Origin of the sequence: Hyphomicrobium sp., from assembly GCF_020852195.1 — a bacterium.
Classification (GTDB): Bacteria; Pseudomonadota; Alphaproteobacteria; order Rhizobiales; family Hyphomicrobiaceae; genus Hyphomicrobium_C.
Genome location: NZ_JADZBI010000108.1, coordinates 1 through 14,464 on the forward strand (window position 1 = coordinate 1; position 14,464 = coordinate 14,464).

Annotated in this window: 16 protein-coding genes; 8 read left to right on the forward strand and 8 right to left on the reverse strand. The window is 67.4% G+C overall.

Annotation, left to right across the window (positions count from 1 at the left end; genetic code table 11):
* The 7 genes from leuD to IT540_RS08765 all read left to right on the forward strand — a co-directional run.
* A partial coding sequence (leuD, locus tag IT540_RS08735; RefSeq protein ID WP_291175932.1) for a 3-isopropylmalate dehydratase small subunit occupies positions 1-476 on the forward strand: 476 nt, incomplete at its 5' end.
* Positions 477-596: 120 nt separating this feature from the next.
* Positions 597-1,643, forward strand: a complete 1,047-nt coding sequence (locus IT540_RS08740) for a D-alanyl-D-alanine carboxypeptidase family protein (RefSeq protein ID WP_291175935.1) — start codon at positions 597-599, stop codon at positions 1,641-1,643.
* Positions 1,644-1,847: 204 nt separating this feature from the next.
* Complete coding sequence (locus IT540_RS08745) at positions 1,848-2,066, forward strand: hypothetical protein (protein WP_291175937.1); 219 nt, start codon at positions 1,848-1,850, stop codon at positions 2,064-2,066.
* A 279-nt stretch (positions 2,067-2,345) separates the two neighbouring features.
* Positions 2,346-3,842, forward strand: coding sequence for an FAD-linked oxidase C-terminal domain-containing protein (locus tag IT540_RS08750; RefSeq protein WP_291175961.1), 1,497 nt, complete (start codon positions 2,346-2,348; stop codon positions 3,840-3,842).
* Positions 3,842-5,062, forward strand: a complete 1,221-nt coding sequence (gene glcE, locus IT540_RS08755; RefSeq protein ID WP_291175939.1) for a glycolate oxidase subunit GlcE — start codon at positions 3,842-3,844, stop codon at positions 5,060-5,062. The genes IT540_RS08750 and glcE overlap by 1 nt, the downstream gene beginning before the upstream one ends.
* Positions 5,063-5,087: 25 nt before the next feature.
* Positions 5,088-6,461 (forward strand): glycolate oxidase subunit GlcF, encoded by a 1,374-nt coding sequence (gene glcF, locus IT540_RS08760; protein ID WP_291175941.1) that lies wholly within the window; start codon positions 5,088-5,090, stop codon positions 6,459-6,461.
* A 54-nt stretch (positions 6,462-6,515) separates the two neighbouring features.
* Complete coding sequence (locus IT540_RS08765) at positions 6,516-7,352, forward strand: metallophosphoesterase (RefSeq protein ID WP_291175943.1); 837 nt, start codon at positions 6,516-6,518, stop codon at positions 7,350-7,352.
* Between the two features lie 236 nt (positions 7,353-7,588).
* On the opposite strand, the gene mepA is transcribed toward IT540_RS08765, so the two are convergent.
* Positions 7,589-8,941: a penicillin-insensitive murein endopeptidase gene (gene mepA / locus IT540_RS08770; protein ID WP_291175945.1), complete on the reverse strand. Its 1,353-nt coding sequence runs from the start codon at positions 8,939-8,941 to the stop codon at positions 7,589-7,591.
* A 110-nt stretch (positions 8,942-9,051) separates the two neighbouring features.
* Here mepA and IT540_RS08775 point away from each other — a divergent pair, with 110 nt between their 5' ends.
* Complete coding sequence (locus IT540_RS08775) at positions 9,052-9,696, forward strand: alpha/beta family hydrolase (protein ID WP_291175947.1); 645 nt, start codon at positions 9,052-9,054, stop codon at positions 9,694-9,696.
* 43 nt (positions 9,697-9,739) lie between these two features.
* On the opposite strand, the gene trmD is transcribed toward IT540_RS08775, so the two are convergent.
* From trmD to IT540_RS08810, 7 genes are all read right to left on the reverse strand, one after another.
* Positions 9,740-10,468, reverse strand: coding sequence for a tRNA (guanosine(37)-N1)-methyltransferase TrmD (trmD, locus tag IT540_RS08780; protein WP_291175949.1), 729 nt, complete (start codon positions 10,466-10,468; stop codon positions 9,740-9,742).
* A gap of 142 nt (positions 10,469-10,610) precedes the next feature.
* Entirely contained in the window at positions 10,611-10,763 is a 153-nt protein-coding gene (locus IT540_RS08785; protein ID WP_291175951.1) for a hypothetical protein, read from the reverse strand.
* A 210-nt stretch (positions 10,764-10,973) separates the two neighbouring features.
* A complete protein-coding gene (locus IT540_RS08790) occupies positions 10,974-11,261 on the reverse strand; it encodes a DUF1330 domain-containing protein (protein WP_291175953.1) in 288 nt (95 codons plus the stop codon).
* Positions 11,262-11,294: 33 nt separating this feature from the next.
* A complete protein-coding gene (pyrF, locus tag IT540_RS08795) occupies positions 11,295-12,029 on the reverse strand; it encodes an orotidine-5'-phosphate decarboxylase (RefSeq protein WP_291175955.1) in 735 nt (244 codons plus the stop codon).
* The gene (locus tag IT540_RS08800; RefSeq protein WP_291175956.1) at positions 12,026-12,622 is read right to left on the reverse strand and encodes an NAD(P)H-dependent oxidoreductase; all 597 of its coding nucleotides are present in this window, start codon (positions 12,620-12,622) and stop codon (positions 12,026-12,028) included. The genes pyrF and IT540_RS08800 overlap by 4 nt, the downstream gene beginning before the upstream one ends.
* A 36-nt stretch (positions 12,623-12,658) precedes the next feature.
* Positions 12,659-13,810 carry a molecular chaperone DnaJ gene (dnaJ, locus tag IT540_RS08805; RefSeq protein WP_291175957.1) on the reverse strand — a complete coding sequence of 384 codons (1,152 nt, stop codon included), beginning with the start codon at positions 13,808-13,810 and terminating at the stop codon, positions 12,659-12,661.
* Positions 13,811-13,972: 162 nt separating this feature from the next.
* Positions 13,973-14,464 (reverse strand): Hsp70 family protein (locus IT540_RS08810; RefSeq protein ID WP_291175959.1); only part of this gene is annotated, 492 nt, incomplete at its 5' end.

Sequence of the window (14,464 nt, forward strand, 5' to 3'; positions counted from 1 at the left end):
ACGAGCTGCGCTACGATCAGAACGGGAACGAGATCTCGGACTTCGTGCTCAACAAGCCCGCCTACCGCAAGGCCGAGATCCTCGTCGCCGGCGAGAACTTCGGATGCGGCTCCTCGCGAGAGCATGCCCCATGGGCGCTGCTCGACTTCGGGTTCCGCTGCGTCATCGCCCCGGATTTCGCCGACATCTTCTACAACAACTGCTTCCAGAACGGCATCCTGGCCATCAAGCTGCCGCAGGAGCAGGTCGACAAGCTCATGGACGATGCCAACCGCGGCGCCAACGCGACGCTCTCCATCGACCTCGAGGCACAGGAGATCCGCGGTCCCGACGGCGGCGTGATCCGCTTCGAGATCGATCCGTTTCGCAAGCACTGCCTGCTCAACGGATTGGACAACATCGGGCTCACGCTCGAGAAAGAGAAAGCGATCACGGATTTCGAAGGTCGCGATGCGGTTGCGCGGCCGTGGGCATGAGCGTGTCCCCGCTCCGCGTGCGCCCGTCGCACCACACCCGGGCGTAATCGCGCCCCCTCGGATTGCGACGGGGGCGGCGAATATGTTAGTGCCGGACTGGTTCATCCAGCAGGAAGGCCCATGCGAGCCAGATGGTTCTCTGCCGCATTGTCGGCGCTGACATTTCTCTTCGGCGGGACCGCCTTGGCCCGGGGTCCGGCGCTGGTGTTCGATCCCTCGGACGGCAAGGTGCTCTACGCCGAGGATGCGGATGACCACTGGCATCCCGCGTCGCTCACCAAGATCATGACCGCCTACGTGACGTTCGATGCCATCAAGAGTGGCAAGCTCACGCTCGAGCAGCGCATCCCCTACAGCGAGCGCGCCCAGAGCCAGCCGCCGAGCAAGCTCGGGCTGCACGTGGGGGCCAACCTCACCGTCGACCAGGCGCTCAAGGCGCTGATCATCAAGTCCGCCAACGACGTGGCGGTGATGCTCGCCGAGGCCATCGACGGCTCGCAGCCGGAGTTCGTGGCGCGCATGAACCGCACAGCGCAGCGCCTCGGCATGACCCGCACCATATTCGTCAACCCGAACGGACTGCCGGCGCCCGAGCAGGTGACCACGGCGCGCGACCTAGCCAAGCTCGCGCGGGCGACGATCAAGGACCATCCGGAGCACCTGCCCTACTGGTCCATGTTCAACGCCAAGATCGGCAAGATCCTGATCGGGTCGCACAACGGCCTCCTGCGCTCGTTCCAGGGCGCGGACGGCATGAAGACCGGCTTCATCTGCGATTCTGGATTCAACGTGGTGGCCAGCGCCACGCGCGACGGGCGCCAGATCATGGCCGTCGTGCTCGGCGAGGCGACGGGCGGGCAACGGACGATCCGAGCGGCGAGCCTGCTCGAGCACGGCTTCCAGAGCTACGACTGGAAGCTGTTGTTCAATCACACGGCGAGCCTCGATACGATGCCGATCGCCAGTGACGCGCGCCCCGTGACCAGCGTGCGCAAGACGGTGCTGTCGTTCGAATGCGGCACGGCGCGGCGCAAGTCGCCCGCCAAGAAGAAGATCATCAAGAAGAAAAAGACCCGCGCGACCGAGGCAAGCCTTGAGCAGTCGGTGGGCGGCGCGGAGGTCACGACCAGCAAGGTCTCGGCCGGGCAGGCCAACGCCCCGAACTGAGGGTAGATCGCACTGTTTCCGGCTGGGACAGTCGGCGGCTCCCATCCGCTCGGGCCTGCAGAAAATGGGACGATCGGCTCCCGCGCGTGCCCTGGCCTCCGAAAAAGCCCAGGAAAATCATGGGCTCCGGCCTTTGTTTCCCTCCCGTCGCTCTGGCGCCGATCTTGCTCCTCTGGTCCCGCAGCCGGATTTCCAGAGGATCAGATGCCCCGCGCCCCCAAGTCCCAGACCGTGTCCACGCCCGAGGATGCCGAGCTGATGGCGGTCGTACTCGAAGGCCGCCACGGCGTGCTTGCGGCCGAGGTCGCGGATTTCTTCGCACTTTTGCATCATCAGCTCGGCGACGACGGCCGTTCGCGGGCCTGGGGCGGCGTCGCCAAGACCGTGCGCCAGCGCGCGCACGACCGGATGGGCATCGCCTAAGCAACCGTTCCCCACAAGTATCCGCCCACGCGGCTGACCGCGTGCGGCAGGCGGCTCGCGCCCGAGGCGAGCCGAGGCGCGAATACGTGCGCCGAATATTGCCGCCCGGCCCTCGCCGTGCGAGACTCGCAACCTTATGTCAGAAGGGCGGAGGCGGCGGCACAAACGGTGCGTTTCGCCTGCTTCCGGGTCGCGTTCCGGCCGCTGTTCGGCTATGTACACCCGCGACTGTTGATGGCTCAGCCCCTCGACGAGGAGCCGGGCGAAAGGACTTCGGAAATGTCGTCGATCGCGCTGCCCCTGCCGGATCCGGACATCGTCACGCAACGGGACCAGATCGTGCGCGACCTGGTGGCGATCTGCGGCGCCGATGCGGTGATCTCCGACGAGGACGGGCGCCGCGCATTCGAGACCGATGCGCTGACCGCCTATCGGCGCATGCCACTCGCCGTAGTGCTGCCCACCTCGACCGAGGACGTCGCGGCCGTCCTGAAATACGCCAAGGCAAACCGCATCCGGATCATGCCGCGGGGCGCGGGAACGTCGCTTTGCGGCGGCGCGCTGCCGCTCGAGGACGCCATCGTGGTCGGCATTTCGAAGATGAACCGCGTGCTCGAGATCGACTTCCACGACCGGTTCGCGCGGGTCGAGGCCGGGATCACCAACCTTGCCATCTCGGCCACCGTGGCGCCGGAGGGATTCTTCTATGCGCCGGATCCCTCGAGCCAGCTCGCCTGCACGCTGGCCGGCAACCTGGCCATGAATTCGGGCGGCGCCCATTGCCTCAAGTACGGCGTCACGACGAACAACGTGCTAGGCGTCAAGATGGTGACGATGGACGGCGAGATCCTCGAGATCGGTGGCGCGCACCTCGATTCCGAAGGCTACGACCTCCTGGCGCTGATCGTCGGCTCGGAAGGGCAGTTCGGCATCATCACGGAGGCGACAGTGCGCATCCTGCGCGCGGCGGAGGGCGCCCGGCCGATGATGATCGGCTTCGAATCCTCCGCCAAGGCCGGTATCTGCGTAGCCCGCATCATCGCCTCCGGCATCATCCCCGTGGCCATCGAGTTCATGGACAAGCCCGCCATCGAGGTCTGCGAGGCCTTCGCCAAGGCGGGCTATCCGACCAACGTGGACGCGCTGCTGATCATCGAGGTCGAAGGGTCAGAGCAGGAGATCGCCGACCGGCTCGCCTACATCGCCAGCATCGCCCATGAGCTCAATCCGCTGGCGCTCGTGGTCAGCGCCTCGGAGGAGCAGAGCGCCAAGATCTGGAAGGGCCGCAAGTCGGCGTTCGGCGCCCTCGGACGCATCGCGGACTACTACTGCATGGACGGCACCATCCCGCTCGCCCACCTGCCGCACGTGCTCGAGCAGATCACGGAGATCTGCAGCCGCTACGGTCTCGGCGTGGCCAACATCTTCCACGCCGGCGACGGAAACCTGCACCCGCTCGTCATGTACGATGCGAACAAGCCCGGCGACAACGACAAGGCCGAGGCCGCGGGTGCGGAGATCCTGACGCTTTGCGTCTCGGTCGGCGGATGCCTCAGCGGCGAGCATGGCATCGGCATCGAGAAGCGCGACCTCATGCGGGCGCAGTTCACGGACGAGGACCTGGCCGTGCAGCTCCGGATCAAATCCGTGTTCGATCCCGATTGGCTGTTGAACTGCGGACAGGTGTTTCCGCTGGATGCGGTCGAGGCGGCCATGGCGGAGGCCGCGGCCGCGCCGCCGGAGGCGGCTGAGCCCGGCCCGGCCGAGGCGGCGTGATGAACGACATCATGCGGCCCGCGACCGAGTGGGAGCTCAAGAGCATGATCATGGCGCTCGCCGAGCGCGCGATCCCGGTCGAGATCCTGGGTGCCGGCTCGAAACGCGGCATCGGCCGGCCGGTGATGGCGCCGGTGGCCCTGACCACGGGCGCCATGCGCGGCATCTCCCTCTATGAGCCCGCCGAGCTCGTGATGAGCGCGCGGGCCGGGACTCCGCTCTCGCAGATCGAGGTCGAGCTCGCCTCGCACGGGCAAATGCTGCCCTTCGAGCCCGTCGACCTTGGCCCGGCGCTTGGGACCGACGCCGGACTACAGACCATCGGCGCGGTGTTTGCGGCTAACCTCTCGGGCTCGCGCCGCATCGCAGCCGGTGCCGCGCGCGACTACCTGCTCGGCGTCAGGGGCGTCAACGGGCGCGCGGAGATCTTCAAGTCCGGCGGGCGGGTGATGAAGAACGTCACCGGCTACGACGTGGCACGCGGGCTCGCCGGAAGCTGGGGCACGCTCGCGGTGCTCTCCGAGGTGACGTTCAAGGTGCTGCCGCTGCCGGACGACGTCGCGACACTCGTCTACCCGGACCTCACGGATGATCTCGCCATCGAGCTCATGAGCACGGCCATGACGCAGCCCTACGAGGTGTCCGGCACCGCGCATCTCTCGCCCACGCTGGTTCGGCGCCTCAGGCACAAGGGGCTTTCCAAGGAGACGCGCTCGCTGACGGCGATCCGGCTCGAGAACTTCACGCGCTCCATCACCTACCGCAAGCAGAAGCTCAGGGAGCTGCTCGCCGCCTACGGCGCGCCGCTCGAGCTCGAGCTCGAAAGCTCTCTCGAGTTTTGGAGCGAGGTACGGCGCCTGTCGTTCTTCCCGGCGAACGGCACGCACCTCTGGCGCATCTCGACGACGCCGAGCACAGCGGCAGCCCTTGTCTCCGCCGTGCGGCGGCATATGCGCGTCGAGGCATTCTACGACTGGTCGGGCGGGCTCGTCTGGCTCGAGACGCCAGCCTCTGCGGATGCCGGGAGCGCCGACATCCGCCGCGCCGTCGCGACGCACGGCGGCCACGCCATGCTGATCCGTGCCGACGAGGCCGTGCGCCGGACGGTCGAGGTGTTCCAGCCGCTCGGCCCGGCGGTGGACCGGATCACGCGCGGCATCAAGACGGCATTCGACCCCATGCGCCTGCTCAATCCCGGGCGGATGTACGCTACACTGTGAGAGTGACGCTTCGAAAAGGCCATTGATGCAGACCAACTTTGCACCCGAGCAGCTTTCGAATCCGCGCCTCGCCGAGGCCGACCGGATCCTGAAGCGCTGCGTGCATTGCGGGCTCTGCACGGCGGTGTGCTCGACCTACGTGGTGCTCGGCGACGAGCGGGACAGCCCGCGCGGGCGCATCTACCTCATCAAGGACATGCTGGAGCGCGGGACCGAGCACGCCCCGACACAGCAGGTGCGCCATCATATCGACCGCTGCCTCACCTGCCTCTCGTGCATGACAACGTGCCCGAGCGGCGTCGACTACCTGCACCTCGTCGACGTGGCGCGGGCGGAGATCGAGGAGCGCACCACCCGCAGTTTCAAGGACCGCGCGTTGCGGCGCCTGCTCGCCTTCGTCATTCCTTATCCGCGGCGCTTCCGCCTCGCGCTCAAGGCCGTACCGCTGGTCCGGCCGCTGGTGCCGCTGCTCGAACGCATCGGACTCAAGGAGGTGGCGGCCATGCTGTCGCTGGCGCCGCCGTCGATTGTCACGCGCGAGGCGCGCTTCGGCGGCGCCGGCACGGCGGTGACGCACAGCGAGCGGCGTGCGCGGGTGATCCTCGCGACGGGGTGTGCGCAGCAGGTGCTGCGGCCCGACATCAACGACGCCACCATCCGGCTTTTGGCGCGGCGCGGCGTCGACGTCGTGGTCGCGCACGGGGCCGGCTGCTGCGGCGCCATCGTCCAGCACATGGGCCAGGAGGAGGAGGCCAAGAGGCACGCGCAACGCAACATCGATGCCTGGTCGAAGGAGATCGGCCGCGGGCAGATCGACGCCATCATCGTCAACGCCTCGGGCTGCGGCACGACCGTCAAGGACTACGGCCACATGCTGAGGGGCGATTCCGCCTACGCCGAGCGGGCGGAGCGGGTGTCGAGCCTCACCAAGGACGTGTCAGAGTTCCTACACGACTATCAGCTCGGCGCGCCGGAGCGCTGGAGCTCGGTGCGCGTCGCCTATCATTCAGCATGCTCGCTGCAGCACGGGCAGCGCATCCACGACGAGCCGCGCGCACTCCTGAAGCAGGCGGGCTTCGCCGTGGTGGACGTGCCGGAAGGCCACATCTGCTGCGGCTCGGCCGGAACCTACAACATCCTGCAACCGGAGATCGCAAACCAGCTCAAGAAGCGCAAGGCGGACAACATCCGCTCGACGCGCGCGGACGTGGTCGCAGCCGGAAACATCGGCTGCATCACGCAGCTCGCGGGCGGCCTCGACATCCCGTTGGTGCATACGGTCGAGCTTCTGGATTGGGCCTACGGCGGCCCGACGCCGGCTGGCCTCGAGCACCTCACCCCGTTCGTGACCGACGTGCCGAAGCCACGGCGGCAGATCGAAGACTATATTGAGACCTGATCTTGAATTCATTGCCATGCGCGCGACACCGTGCACACCTAAATGACCGTCCGCATGAGCGAAATGGATAGTGATCACAGCGCGCTCGCCCGGTGCGACCTGCGCGGCAACAGCGGCCCGTTCGACATCATCGGAGACGTGCACGGCTGCGCGGCCGAGCTTGAGGCCCTGCTCGCACGCCTCGGCTATGATGTGAGGTGGAGCGGAGCCCCGGGGACCGCGCGCGTCGACGTCATACCGCCCGCCGGGCGGCGGGCCGTGTTTGTCGGAGACCTCGTCGACCGCGGCCCGCGCTCGCCCGACGTGCTGCGCATCGTCATGGGCATGATGGAATCGGGCGCGGCCTTGGCGGTGCCCGGCAATCACGACGTGAAGTTCCAGCGCTGGCTGGACGGCAAGGACGTCAAGCCGAGCCATGGCCTCGACCGCACCATCGTGCAATTCGGGCCGGAGCCGAAAGCGTTCCGGGCGGCCGTGCGCGCCTTCTTCAACAGCCTGCCGATCTACCTGTGGCTCGACGGCGGTGCGCTGGCCGTGGCGCACGCCGGGATCAAGGAGGAGATGCTGGGCCGCTTCTCGGGGGAAGTGCGCCGCTTCTGCCTCTACGGCGAGACCTCGGGCGAGACGGACAAATTCGGGCTGCCGATCCGCTATCACTGGGCGGCCGAGTATCGTGGGAGCACGTCGATCGTCTACGGCCATACGCCGGTGCCGGACGCGGACTGGGTCAACAGGACCATATGCCTTGATACCGGCTGCTGCTTCGGCGGCAAGCTCACCGCTCTGCGCTGGCCCGAACGGGACGTCGTGACCGTCCCGGCGGCGGACATCTACACGATGCCCGTACGTCCGTTCGGCCACCCCCCGCCACGCCCCGGCGCGATGCTGTAGCGGCCTCAATCTATCCAAACTGCTTCGAAGCGTTCTGCCGCTTTGTCGACCGGCTTTCGGCAGGCCAGGGGGTCGGCGATGCGGCAGCGTATCTGGATCCCGGCATCCGCCGGGATGACGTTTCTTTTATGGGGCGCGGTCGCCCAAACTCCAACGTCACTCCGGCGCAGGCCGGAGTCCAGATACATCGAAGATTAGCACGTGCGGTTCCGTCGGAAAGCCGTCGGCGGGGCCGCTCAGTTCGTGGACGCTTTGGCGGTGGCGTCCTTGGTCTTCTCGGGCTTCGGCGGCTCCGGCGCCGCGGTTCTCACCGTCATGTCGTTCTCGGGCGCCGCGTTCTTGCTCTTGTCGACAATCACGGCGGGCTCGGTCGGCGGCACGTTGCCACCCGCCGCGAGCACGGTCCTGCAGTCGGCCGGCAGGTCGGCAAGTGTCAGCTCAGGCTTCTTGGGCGTCGGCTTCGCAGGTTTTGTCGGAGGCTTGGCGGCGACCGGCGGCTGCTTCGGCTTCGGCGCCACACGCTTCAGCCAGTCTGTCAGTTCCGCGCCGCACCCGTCGCCGCCCGGAACCGACGGCTGACTCTGGCAATTCGACGAGCCCGACGGGCAGCCGATGCGAACGTGGAAGTGATAGTAGTGGCCGAAGTAGGGGCGCACCTTGCTGAGCCATGCGCGGTCGGTGCCGGCGGCCTCGCACAGCGCCTTCTTGAGCGCCGGATGCACGAGGATGCGCTCGACCTTAGAATAGGACGCGGCGCGCTTGATCAGCTTCACCTGACCTTCGCCCCAGGCCTTGGGATCGACCTCGCCGGCGTTCTTCAGCATCGATACGGCCGACATGTCCTCGCGCTCGCGTCGCGTCAGCTTGCGGTCGGGCATGGGCGTGAGCCAGATGTCGGCATCGAGGCCGACCTGATGGCTGGCGTGCCCGGAGATCATCGGGCCGCCGCGCGGCTGGGACATGTCACCGACAAGGAGACCCGGCCATTCCTTGGCCTTGGTGGTCTCGCGCGCCAGACGCTCGACCAGCGCCACGAGGTCGGGGTGCCCCCAGTTGCGGTTGCGCGAGAGGCGCATGACCTGCCAGCCCGGGCCGTCCACGGCGATGGGCTTGCCACCCGCGAGGCAGCCCTTCGAATACCAGCCGACGGCGCGGGCGGCGAGCGGAGCACCCGACTTGACGGTGCCGAAGAGCTGCTTGGCGGTCAGCACCGGCTTCTTCGGCTTGTCGTTGTCCTTCTCTTTGTCCTTGCCGGCCTTCTTGTCCGCCTTCTCGGCAGGCTCCGCTTTCGCAGGGGTCGCGTCTTTGGCCTTGGCAGGCGCGGCCGGAGCGGGGTCTGCAGCCTTGGCGGTTTGCGCATCCGCCGGGCGCTCCGCGGGCTTGGGGAGAGGCGGCACGAGCGCCTCTTTCTCGGCCTGCTTCGCGGCGGCCTCGGCGGCCGCCGTCGCCGGCCCGTGCCACGTGCGGCCGGGCTCCTCCGCGCCAGCGAGCGGCGTATCCTCGGCCGCGGCCGAGCCGGACAACATCGCGAGCGGCACCAGCAGCCGGGCAAAGGCCTTGCACGTATCGATGCGTCGGGTGATTGCCATGAAACCCCGCAGCAAATCAGTTGGCGCATCTTACCGCAGGGCGGGGCCAAATTGCGACCCCGGGCCGGATCGCCCCGGAACCGGGTTCAATTGTGCGCTAAAGGAACGTTATGACGGCTTTTCTGACCGAAGGACCGGCGGACGCGGACACCACCCTCCTGCTCGCGCCGGGGGCCGGAGCCCCGAAGACGAGCCCCTGGATGGGCCGCGCCTCGGCGCTGCTGGCCGAGGCCGGGCTCCGCGTCGCACGCTTCGATTTCGCGTACATGGCGGCCCGGCAGAAGAGCGGCACCCGCCGGCCGCCGCCAAGGGCGGAGGCGCTCGTTGCGGAGTATGAGGCGGCGGTCGATGCGCTTTCGGCCGGTAGGCCAGCCGGGCAACGGCTTGTCATCGGCGGTAAGTCGCTCGGCGGGCGCGTGGCTAGCCTTGCGGCGCAGGCGCTGTTCGAACGGGGTCGGATCGCCGGTCTCGTGTGCCTCGGCTATCCCTTCCATCCGCCGAACAGGCCCGAGCAGCTTCGCACCAGGCATCTCACGACTCTCACCTGCCCGACGCTGATCGTGCAGGGCGAGCGCGACCCGTTCGGCGGGCCGCCGGAGGTGTCAGGCTACGGCCTCTCGCCGGCCATTGCCGTGCATTGGGCGACGTATGGCGACCACGACCTCGCGCCGCGGCGGAGTTCGGGCGCAACGCTCGAAGGTAACCTCGCAGAGGCTGTAGGCGCGATCGTGCGGTTCGTGGATGCGCTGGCCTGAGAGGCTTTCCCGTCATCGCGCAGCCAAGGAGCCGAGGCGAATGCTACCGCCGCTTGCCGCGCGCTCCCCACAGGTCCGGCCGCCGCTCGCGCGTGAGTTGCTCGGCCTCCGCGCGCCGCCACGCCGCGATCTTCTTGTGGTCGCCCGACAGCAGCACCTCGGGCGTGGGTCGCCCTTCCCAGTCGCGCGGCTTCGTGTACTGTGGATATTCGAGCAGCCCATCCTCGAAGCTCTCGTGGGCAAGGCTCTCCTCGGCACCGAGCACGCCCGGGATCAGCCGCACGCAGGCATCGAGCAGAACCATGGCCGCAAGCTCTCCGCCCGAGAGCACGTAGTCACCGATGGAGACCTCCGTCACGCCGCGTCCCACGATCACGCGCTCGTCGATACCCTCGAAGCGACCGGCAAGGATCATCGCACCCGGCCCCTCGCTGAGCATACGCACGCGCGCCTGCGTCAGCGGCACACCGCGCGGCGACATGTAGAGGAGGGGAAGATCGGCGTCCGTCTCACGCGCGCGATCGATCGCGGCCGCGAGCACGTCCGCCCGCATGACCATGCCCGCTCCACCCCCGGCCGGCGTGTCGTCGACCGCCCGATGACGCCCGATTCCGAAGTCCCGGATCTGATGCAGCGTGAGCGACCAAAGACCCGCCGAAAGCGCCTGGCCGATAAGCGAGACGCCGAGCGGCCCCGGAAACATCTCGGGAAAGAGGGTGAGCACCGACGCACGCCAAGGCAGGCGGCCCGTGCCGGTTGGAATATGCGCCATATGAGCTTCGAGCCTGGAGGTTTGTCACCGAATGTAGTGCAACCTCCACGTACGGCGCACGCGCAATCGCGCGCCGTGATGAACGGCACTCCGCCTGGACGCTCCACGTGAATCACGCGAGAGGCCGTGGCACAGGGCAGGATCAGAAGCGCGGCACGGCGGGAGGCTGCACGCAGTCGCCGATCAGGGCGCAAAGTCCCCGGAGGCCCCGGCTCACCCAGCCCACGAAGTACCCCTGCCATTCATCGGCAAGGGCATCGAAATGATCCTCGAGCTTGTAGAGCAGCTTGGACATCGCCCCACCTCTACTCTCATGGTAAGGTCGCCCGCGTGAACAAACTGTAAAAAGCAAATTGGGCTGGGGCAGGGCGGCAGCAAGGACGAATCCGGGCCAATTTCGGGCCTAGACCATGATTGCTTCGGACCCTATCAGTCCGAAGCGTGAATCATCGGTCTCATAAAAAGGCTGGAGCGCGATCCCGATTCAATCAAAGCTGATCGCGCTCTAGACGCCCTCCACCACCGTGATGTCGATGGTCCCGGCGCCGGCCCGCAGTGCCTTGGCCTCCGCATATTCCGGGCTCGTGGCATAGCCGAGCGCGTGCTCATAGCTCGGGAACTCGAGCACCACGTTCCGCTGTGTGCCGTTGCCTTCCATGATCTGGCACTTGCCGCCGCGTACGATGGGGCGCCCCTCGAACTTGTCGAGCGCGATCTTCGATTTCGCAACATACTGGCCCCACTTCTCGGGATCCGTCACGGTGGCGTGCGCGATCACGTAACCCTTGGGCATGGATGTCTTCTCCCCGGTTCTTTCAGCGATTGTCTAATGCGGCCCTGACGGATTGGTCGCGGTCCTGGCCAACGCATCGGCGATGTGGTGCACGAACGTCTCGGCCGCAAGCTTGGGATCGTCCGCCTGCGTGATCGGCCGCCCGACCACGATGTGGTTCGCCCCCGCCGCGATCGCATGGTCCGGCGTCATGACGCGCTCCTGGTCGTCCGTGGTGCCGCCGGGCAGTCGGATGCCGGGCGTGACGATCAGGAAGTCCGGCCCCGTCGCGGCGCGGATGCGCGCCGCCTCCTGCCCCGAGGCGATCACCCCGTCGAAACCGGCCATGCGGGCGAGTTCCGCGCGCCGGAGCACGAGGTCCGCGGGCGCCAGAGACGAGCCCTGCTCGCGCAGATCCTCGGCCGAAAGATTGGTCAGCACCGTCACCGCGAGCAGCTTGACCTTGCTCCCGGCGCGCCCGGAAACGGCGGCTCGCAGCGTCTTGAGGTCATGGCCGTGCACGGTGAGGAACGTGACGTCGAGCTCCGTGGCGTTGGCGACCGCGCGCTCGACGGTGTTGCCGATGTCGAGCAGCTTCATGTCCAGGAACACGCGCTTGCCCTGGCGCCGGAGGTCGCGCGCGAGATCGAGCCCGCCCGCAAACAGCAGCTCGAGGCCCACCTTGTAGAACGACACCGCCTCGCCGAGCGTGGAGACGAGCAGGCGCGCCTGCTCGATGGTCGGCATATCGAGGGCGACGATCAGGCGATCGCGGGCCGCGGCGGTCATGGAGAGCCGTGCAGCACATGCGCGGCGCGCGCGAGCTTCTGGATCAGCTTCTTGAACGTCTCCTGGCTGTCCTTGTTCTTGAGATGGCCATTGTCCTCGAATGCGTCTGCCGCCTTAGGCACCGCGAACTGATCGGGCAACACCAGCGCGCCGAGCCCGAGCTCGAGCACGGTCCTGACCGTGTTGACGCCGCGCAAGCCGCCCATGCCGCCTGGCGACGCCGAGCCGAGCGCGAACACGCGCGTCTTGTAGACGGCGAGCGGCTCCTCGCCCTCCACGCGCACGCGGCTCACCCAGTCGAGGGTGTTCTTGAGCAGCGGCGTGATGGAGGCGTTATACTCCGGGCAGGCGATGAAGATGCCCGTGTGCACCTTCATCAGCGCCTCGAACTTCTTGGCGTTCTCGGGGATGCCTTCGAGCGCCTGCAGGTCGGCGTCGTAGAGCGGCATCGGATAGTCGCCGATATCGGCGAACGTCGCGGCAAGCCCGTTGGCTTCCGCGATCTCCACGCCGAGCCGGGCGAGCCGCTTGTTGTAGGAGGCATCCCGCGCGCTGCCGGCGAAGAAGAGGAGCTTGGTCGAGGAAAGGCTCATGCGTCCTCCATGGTCATGGGGCCGGAAACCAAAAGGTCAGCCGTTCTTGTTGTCGAAAAAATCCTTCACGCGCGCGAAGAAGCCGGCGCTCTCGGGGCTGGTCTCCTTGTGGCTCTCGCGCTCGAACTCCTCGAGCAGCTCGCGCTGGCGCCGCGTGAGGCTCTTCGGCGTCTCGACGTCGACCTGGATGTACATGTCGCCGACCGACTTGGAGCGCAGAACCGGCATGCCCTTGCCCTTGAGGCGGAACTGCTTGCCGCTCTCGGTCCCCTCCGGAATCTTGACCCTGCTCATCGTGCCCTCGAGCGTCGGCACCTCGATCTGCCCGCCGAGCGCCGCCGTCGTCATCGAGATCGGCACCTTGCAGAACACGTCCGCCCCGTCGCGCTGGAAGAACGAGTGCGGCTTGATGGAGAGGAAGATGTAGAGGTCGCCCGGCGGCCCGCCGCGCAACCCCGCCTCGCCGTCGCCGACGAGGCGCACCTTGGTGCCGTCCTCGACGCCGGCCGGAATGTTGACCTGGAGCGTCCGCTCCTTCATGACGCGCCCCGCGCCCGAGCAGGCCGGACACGGATCGTCGATCACCTCGCCGCGGCCGACGCAGGTAGGGCACGTCCGCTCGATGGTGAAGAAGCCCTGGCTGGCGCGCACCTTGCCCATGCCGCCGCAGGTCGGGCAGGTGGAGGGCTTGGTCCCGGCCTTGGCGCCGGTCCCGGAGCATGTTTCACATGCGACACTCGTCGGCACGCGGATTTCCGCGGCCTTGCCCGTGAACGCCTCCTCGAGCGTGATCTCCATATTGTAGCGCAAATCAGCGCCGCGCTCACGCGAGGTGCCGCGGCGCTGGCCGCCGCGCCGCCCGCCCATGAACTCGCCGAACAGGTCGTCGAAGATGTCCGACATGGAGGAGGCGAAGTCCGGGCCGAAGCCGCCGCCCGGATGGCCCCGCCCGCCCATGCCGTGGTCGAAGGCGGCATGGCCGAACTTGTCGTAGGCGGCCCGCTTCTGCGGGTCCTTGAGCGCCTCATAGGCTTCGTTGAGATCCTTGAACCGCTGCTCGGCGTCCTTGTCGCCGGGATTGCGGTCGGGATGGTATTCCTTGGCGAGCCTGCGGAAGGCGGATTTGAGATCCTGCTCGCTCGCCGTGCGCGGAACACCGAGGATGTCGTAGTAGTCGCGTTTGGCCATGGGGAGGCATTCTATCCGGCGGGCCGAGACGGGAAGCAAGCACTATCGCGGAGGAGCTGGCATTAGCCTTTCCGCCCGGCGGCACCCGCATCAAAAAACCTCTCCCCGATCATACGGAGCAAAGTCCGCATGCAATCGGGGAGAGGATCCCGGAGCGGGGGGTCAGCCCGCCTTCTTCTTGTCGTCCTTGACCTCCTCGAAGTCGGCGTCGACGACGTTGTCGTCCGCGCTCTTCTCGGAGGATGCTTCGCCGGCGTCATCGCCGCCCTTGGCGCTGTAGACGGCCTCGCCGATCTTCATCGCCACCTGAGCGAGCGACGTGGTCGCGGACTTGATGCGCTCGGCGTCGTCGGAGGCGATCGCCTCCTTGGCAGCCTCGATGGCCTTCTCGACATCGCCCTTGACGGCCGCCACCGCCGGGTTGGACCCGTTCTCGGTGAGCTCCTTCTCCGTCGCATGGACAAGCGCCTCGGCCTGGTTCTTGGCCTCGACCAGCTCGCGCTTCTTCTTGTCCTCGGCCGCGTGCGCCTCGGCGTCCTTCACCATGCGCTCGATCTCGGCGTCCGAAAGGCCGCCCGAAGCCTGGATGCGGATATTCTGCTCCTTGCCGGTAGCCTTGTCTTTCGCCGTGACGTGGACGATGCCGTTGGCGTC

What these genes read in the sequence shown, in the direction of transcription:
- IT540_RS08790 (WP_291175953.1), bottom strand. Translation starts at nt 11,261, where the DNA reads ATGCCCAAGGGTTACGTGATCGCGCACGCCACCGTGACGGATCCCGAG.
- IT540_RS08800 (WP_291175956.1), bottom strand. Translation starts at nt 12,622, where the DNA reads ATGAGCCTTTCCTCGACCAAGCTCCTCTTCTTCGCCGGCAGCGCGCGG.
- IT540_RS08785 (WP_291175951.1), bottom strand. Translation starts at nt 10,763, where the DNA reads ATGTCCAAGCTGCTCTACAAGCTCGAGGATCATTTCGATGCCCTTGCC.
- IT540_RS08740 (WP_291175935.1), top strand. Translation starts at nt 597, where the DNA reads ATGCGAGCCAGATGGTTCTCTGCCGCATTGTCGGCGCTGACATTTCTC.
- glcF (WP_291175941.1), top strand. Translation starts at nt 5,088, where the DNA reads ATGCAGACCAACTTTGCACCCGAGCAGCTTTCGAATCCGCGCCTCGCC.
- trmD (WP_291175949.1), bottom strand. Translation starts at nt 10,468, where the DNA reads ATGGCGCATATTCCAACCGGCACGGGCCGCCTGCCTTGGCGTGCGTCG.
- IT540_RS08750 (WP_291175961.1), top strand. Translation starts at nt 2,346, where the DNA reads ATGTCGTCGATCGCGCTGCCCCTGCCGGATCCGGACATCGTCACGCAA.
- mepA (WP_291175945.1), bottom strand. Translation starts at nt 8,941, where the DNA reads ATGGCAATCACCCGACGCATCGATACGTGCAAGGCCTTTGCCCGGCTG.
- pyrF (WP_291175955.1), bottom strand. Translation starts at nt 12,029, where the DNA reads ATGACCGCCGCGGCCCGCGATCGCCTGATCGTCGCCCTCGATATGCCG.
- IT540_RS08745 (WP_291175937.1), top strand. Translation starts at nt 1,848, where the DNA reads ATGCCCCGCGCCCCCAAGTCCCAGACCGTGTCCACGCCCGAGGATGCC.
- glcE (WP_291175939.1), top strand. Translation starts at nt 3,842, where the DNA reads ATGAACGACATCATGCGGCCCGCGACCGAGTGGGAGCTCAAGAGCATG.
- dnaJ (WP_291175957.1), bottom strand. Translation starts at nt 13,810, where the DNA reads ATGGCCAAACGCGACTACTACGACATCCTCGGTGTTCCGCGCACGGCG.
- IT540_RS08765 (WP_291175943.1), top strand. Translation starts at nt 6,516, where the DNA reads ATGAGCGAAATGGATAGTGATCACAGCGCGCTCGCCCGGTGCGACCTG.
- IT540_RS08775 (WP_291175947.1), top strand. Translation starts at nt 9,052, where the DNA reads ATGACGGCTTTTCTGACCGAAGGACCGGCGGACGCGGACACCACCCTC.